Origin of the sequence: Rhodopseudomonas sp. B29 (assembly GCF_000333455.1) — a bacterium.
GTDB lineage: Bacteria > Pseudomonadota > Alphaproteobacteria > Rhizobiales > Xanthobacteraceae > Rhodopseudomonas.
The window spans coordinates 1-4,797 of record NZ_BADD01000673.1 but is presented as its reverse complement, the minus strand read 5'-3'; the positions used below and the strand labels follow the sequence as shown (position 1 = coordinate 4,797).

Here is a 4,797-nt window from a genome sequence, read left to right as displayed (position 1 = left end):
CGCGTTCCCTTGCCGACTGACCTGGCGCTTTGTCGAGCGAGGCTTTCGCTATCGGCCGACGCGCGCCAAGACGGCCGCCCTGGCCAGCGCTGTCGCGGTAATCGGCCTCGCCGGGATCGGCATTTATGCAGCAGGCGGCGTGCCGTCGCGGTTCGGTTCCGACGTCGAGATCGTCACGCGCGACTACAAGAGCGAGGCGGAGGCCGCGTATCGCAGCGGCAGTTGCTTCCTCACTTCGGGCACGCAATTCGCTGCCACTTGCGATGACGCTCAGCCCTCCGATGCGCCGCGCATCGTGCTGTGGGGCGACTCTCACGCCGCCCATCTCTATCCCGGGCTGCGCGAACTTCAGCGCGCCCGCGGCACGTTCCGATTGTCGCAATACACCGCCGCGCTGTGCCCGCCGATCTTCGGCTTCGAGGCCAAGCGCGCGATGGACTGCGCCGCGCTCAATCAGGCGGTTCGCCAGCGGTTGATCGAGCTGAAACCCGACACCGTGATCATGGCGGCGCAGCAGTGGCACGATTACGACGGACCCGATCGCGATCCGGCCGCGGTCGATCAGCTCATCCGCACCACGCTCGCCGATCTCAAATCATTCGGCGTCCGCCGTATCGTGGTGATCGGCCGGATGCCGGCCTGGCGAATGACCCCGCCGCGCATCCTGGCGCAGGCGCTGCGTACGCAGGCAGCCGGCCTCGGCGCCGCGTCGCTGCCGACGCGCGACAGCACGCATCTGTGGTCATCCTACGCCGATGATAACGAGCGACTGCGCCGCTTCTTCACCGAAGCCGGTGCCGAATTCATCTCGCCCACGCAAACACTGTGCAACCAGGACCGCTGCCTGCTCACCGTCCCCGATCGCGGCGCCCCGATCGCGTTCGACGGCTCGCACCTCACGGTCGCGGGATCGCGCTACTACGTCAAGGCGATTGCGGACCAGCTACTGCGCGAGTGATTCTCCGGCATCCAACACAAGCTCGAATCGAGGGTCGAGTATGAACCGCTAACCCTTCTTTGTTGGCGGAGTGCGGCGGGGCGGTCTTGGGAGAGATTTCTCTTCGGCCCTGAGCGCCTTCAAAGCGGCATCAGCCTCGGCAAACCGTATTGCCTTACGCTTCGCGTTGAACAATTCGTATTGCTCCAAAGCATGGACTTTGGCTTGCTCGGCCTTGACCGAGCCGCCACCTCTCAGAAGACTCCGATTGAGCGACTTCAGCTGATTGTCCAACAACGCCTCGATCTCGGCCATCGTGTTGATCTTTCCGAGGTCAAGCTGATCCTCGAAGATATCGAGTAGGATCACTGTCAGACGGTTGAATTCCCGCAGTTCACCTTCGGCCAGATAGTTCTTCGAAATATCGACATCCGCCTTGGTGATGTTGCCGCCCTTCCATGTGCGTAAACCCATGTTCGGATGATCGGCGTTGGCACGGCTCTGGACCATTTCGGAAGGCGTGTGAGCTGTCACCGCATACATAAGCTTGGCCTGGGTATGGGCGTAGAACGTCTGCCAAGCTGCCGACTTCGGATCATAGTCGCTGCACATCGCGCAAATGCGCTTGATCTCACGGTAGACATTCGCCTCATCCGAGCGGATGTCTCGGATGATCTCTTTGAGTTCGGCAACGCGGTCTCTGCTGTCGGGCGCCTTCAGCTGTTCGGCATCGATTACGAAGCCCTTAGTGGCAAACTGGACCAGTTTCTCGGTGGCCCACCGGCGGAAGAGGGTGCCCTGTTTGGAGGAGACTCGGTACCCCACAGCGATGATCGTATCGAGGTTGTGGATGAGGGTCTTACGATTGACTTGCCGGCCACCTTCGTCGCGAACCTGCAAGCTTTCCTTGCAGGTTGACTGCCGGTCGAGCTCTCCCTCCTGATAGATGTTGTTGACGTGGGCATTGACCATTTGGCGCGAGACGCCAAACAGATCGGCAATCTGCGCTTGCGACATCCACAGGGTCTCGCCCTCATAGCGCAGCTCGACTTTGATGCCGCGGTCCGTCCGATAGATCAAAAATCGGTCGCCCGTCGCCGCGTCTTCAACAAGGTGCACGGGCTCTGTAGGCAGGGGCGCCATTGGTCGGTCCTAAGCTTGGATGGCTTCGCCGCGATCAGTTGCCTGATTGCGGCAGCAAAATAGATCCGGACTGAAAATGCCAAAAAGCAAAATAATAAAAATGGTGCCGCAAGAGGGATTCGAACCCCCGACCCCGTCATTACGAATGACGTGCTCTACCAGCTGAGCTATTGCGGCAACTGCGGGCGGGCTGATTTGCGCCCGAAAACGCCGGCCCCTGATATCGGTCAGCGGCCGGATTGGCAAGGCCGGCGAGCGGTGGGCCGCGCGTGTCCGCCCTGTTGCATCACTGTCATTCGCAGGCCCGCCCCGCCAAACGGATGGGCAGCGCCTCAGGCATCTGGACGGGGACCGTAGCCACGCCAGCCGCCGGCCGGGGCCGCCTCGGCCTCATGGCCGGCGAAGTCACTGCTGGTCTCGTCGACCCCCGGATCGTCCGGGGCACGGACGATCGGGATCACCGGCGCCGGGCTGGCCTTTGGACGGTGGAACAGCGACGGGCTCACGGAGACGACGTTGTCAGCCGGCTTGGCTTTGTCGGCCTCGGCTTCGGCGGGTTTGGCGGAGACCTCTTTGGCCAGCTCGTTCACCGGCTCCTTGGCAGGCACCGAGGCCGGCGCCGCTTCCGGCTCGATCGTCACCGTCACCGGTTCCTCGGCCTGCGCCGGCGGCAACGCCTCGGGGCGGGCTTCGGCGATCAGCGCGTCGTGAAATTTGTCTTCGACCACCACGGCCCGCTTGGACGGCAACGCCGAGACCGGTACCTGCCACTGGAAGGCGTCGAGCCGGCCGGTGACCGGCGATACCGGTCGCCAGTGGTCGGAGACGTAGCCGTCGGCGGTCCAGACCGGGTCGTGCGCCGCGCGGACGGCGCGCAGCGTCCAGGCGCGGGCCTTGGCGCTGTCGCCGTGCTCGGAATGTTCGAGCTCGGCCATCAGCATCGCGGCGCGGCGGGTCGGCCGGTCGGCCAGCGGATCGAGCGCGCTGCGGGCGCGCTTGAAGTCGCGGGCATCGATCGCGGCGCGGGCCAACGCCAAAGCGCTTTCGAGGTGATCGGCGTTCTTGGCCGTCAGGTTCTGCACTCGTGCCAGCCGCGTCTCCGGCGGGTCGCCCGGCTTGATGTCCGCATAGGCGTCGGCGAGATCGGGATGCGGCTCGGCCGCCCAGGCGGTCTCGATGATCTTCATGGCGCGGCGCGCCTGATGCGCCTGCGCCATGTACTTGGCGGCCAGCACCGCTGATGGCACTAGCGTCGGCGCCAGCTTGTTGGCCTCGAGCGCGCTGTCACGCGACAGGCTCTCGTCACTGTCCTCGGCCTCGATCGCGCGGGCGGCGAGCAGCACCGCGCGCTGGCGCCGATAGGCCTTCTTGTCGATCAATCCGGCGGCGTGACTCGTTTCCAGAATATCGAGCGCGCCGCTCCAGTCGCCGCGGGCGCAGCGGAAGCCGAGCACCGCATGCGACGCCCAGGCCGAGCCGGGATGCAGCCGCAGCGCCTCCTCGGCGATCGCCAGTGCGGCGTAGGGATCGTCGGCGCGCTGGGCCTCGATATAAAGCCCACGCATGCCGAGCGACTTGGTGTCGTCGCGGCCGGCCATCGCCACGAAGGCGCGGCGCGCGGCCTCGCGGTCGCCTTCCAGCTGCGCGGTCTGGGCCTGCAACAGCAGCGCCAGCGGATCGTGTGGGGCGTGACGCCGCGCCGCATTGGCGTGCATCCGCGCGGTGGCGGCGTCGCCGTGGCCGACCGCCAAGAGACCTTGAGTGATGGCCTGACGGGCGCGGGCATTGCGCTTGGCCACCCGGCCGCGCCGGAACCGGCCGGGCGTGCGCCACAGCCCGGTGATGATCGCCAGCGCCAGCACTACCGCCACGATCGCGACGCCGGCGATCAACAAGAACCAGGGTAGCGATGTCTCGGCGCGCCAGCTGCTCCACGACAGCACGACGTCGCCGGGCTGCTCGGCGATCCAGGCCGCGCCCGCCGCCGCAAGCGCGATAAAGACGAGAAACAGAATGATGCGCAGCATGGCGACCCTATCGCGAGGTTTTCTGCAGCGCGCCCAGCGCTGCGGTGGCGAACGAATGTGCCGCGGCCAGAGCCTTGCCGCGCGCTTCGGCTTTATCAATCCAGGATTGAACAGGAGCGCGGTCGGCCGGCGCAAGCGCTTTCAGCTCCTTCAGCGCCGCATCGAGGTCGCCGGCCTGGCCGTCGGCGGTCAGCCGGCTGACGATCGCGGCGCGATCCGGCCCGGCTACAGCGTCGGTGCGCTCGATCTTGACCAGCCGCTCGGCGCGGGCCTGGAAGCGGTCCGCGAAGCTGTCGGTGGCGGGCGCCTTGTCGGGCATCAGCTTCGGCATCGTGGCGATCAGCTGACGACCGAGCTCGCGCGCGCTCGGAATGCCGGTCGACGCGAACGTCTCGAGCGGCGCCAGCGCGGCCGGATCGGGCGCCAGCGGCTTGGCAGTCTGCAACAGCGCCGCATAGGGCTCGCCGCGCTGGGCGGAGATATCCAGCAGCGTCGCCGCCACCATCCGGCGTAGCGGCGCGTCATCGACCGCGGTTGGCTGCGGCGCAGCCTTGGCCATTTTGGCTTCTTCTTCCAGCGCGGCAAGGCGCTGATTCAGCCCCGCGATTGTGGCGGCGCTGTCGTCGGCCTTCTGGTCGGTCGCCGGCTCGCTGGCCGGGCTGCCCGACATCGCCGCAGCTCTTCTGGCGG

The 4,797-nt window shown here is 66.3% G+C and carries 4 protein-coding genes and 1 tRNA gene; 1 reads left to right on the top strand and 4 read right to left on the bottom strand.

The window, feature by feature from the left end:
• A partial coding sequence (locus I5M_RS32920; RefSeq protein ID WP_022723756.1) for an SGNH hydrolase domain-containing protein occupies nt 1-958 on the top strand: 958 nt, incomplete at its 5' end.
• Nucleotides 959-1,006: 48 nt separating this feature from the next.
• Here the strand turns inward: I5M_RS32920 and rhuM are convergent.
• The 4 genes from rhuM to I5M_RS24210 all read right to left on the bottom strand — a co-directional run.
• Nucleotides 1,007-2,080: a RhuM family protein gene (gene rhuM, locus I5M_RS24225; RefSeq protein WP_022723755.1), complete on the bottom strand. Its 1,074-nt coding sequence runs from the start codon at nt 2,078-2,080 to the stop codon at nt 1,007-1,009.
• 101 nt (nt 2,081-2,181) lie between these two features.
• Nucleotides 2,182-2,257: transfer RNA gene (locus I5M_RS24220), tRNA-Thr, on the bottom strand.
• 155 nt (nt 2,258-2,412) lie between these two features.
• Nucleotides 2,413-4,107: a heme biosynthesis protein HemY gene (locus I5M_RS24215; RefSeq protein ID WP_022723754.1), complete on the bottom strand. Its 1,695-nt coding sequence runs from the start codon at nt 4,105-4,107 to the stop codon at nt 2,413-2,415.
• Between the two features lie 7 nt (nt 4,108-4,114).
• Nucleotides 4,115-4,797 (bottom strand): hypothetical protein (locus I5M_RS24210; protein ID WP_031337435.1); only part of this gene is annotated, 683 nt, incomplete at its 5' end.

Excerpts from the sequence above, each read along its gene's own strand:
- rhuM (WP_022723755.1), bottom strand. The coding sequence starts at position 2,080 with ATGGCGCCCCTGCCTACAGAGCCCGTGCACCTTGTTGAAGACGCGGCG.
- I5M_RS24215 (WP_022723754.1), bottom strand. The coding sequence starts at position 4,107 with ATGCTGCGCATCATTCTGTTTCTCGTCTTTATCGCGCTTGCGGCGGCG.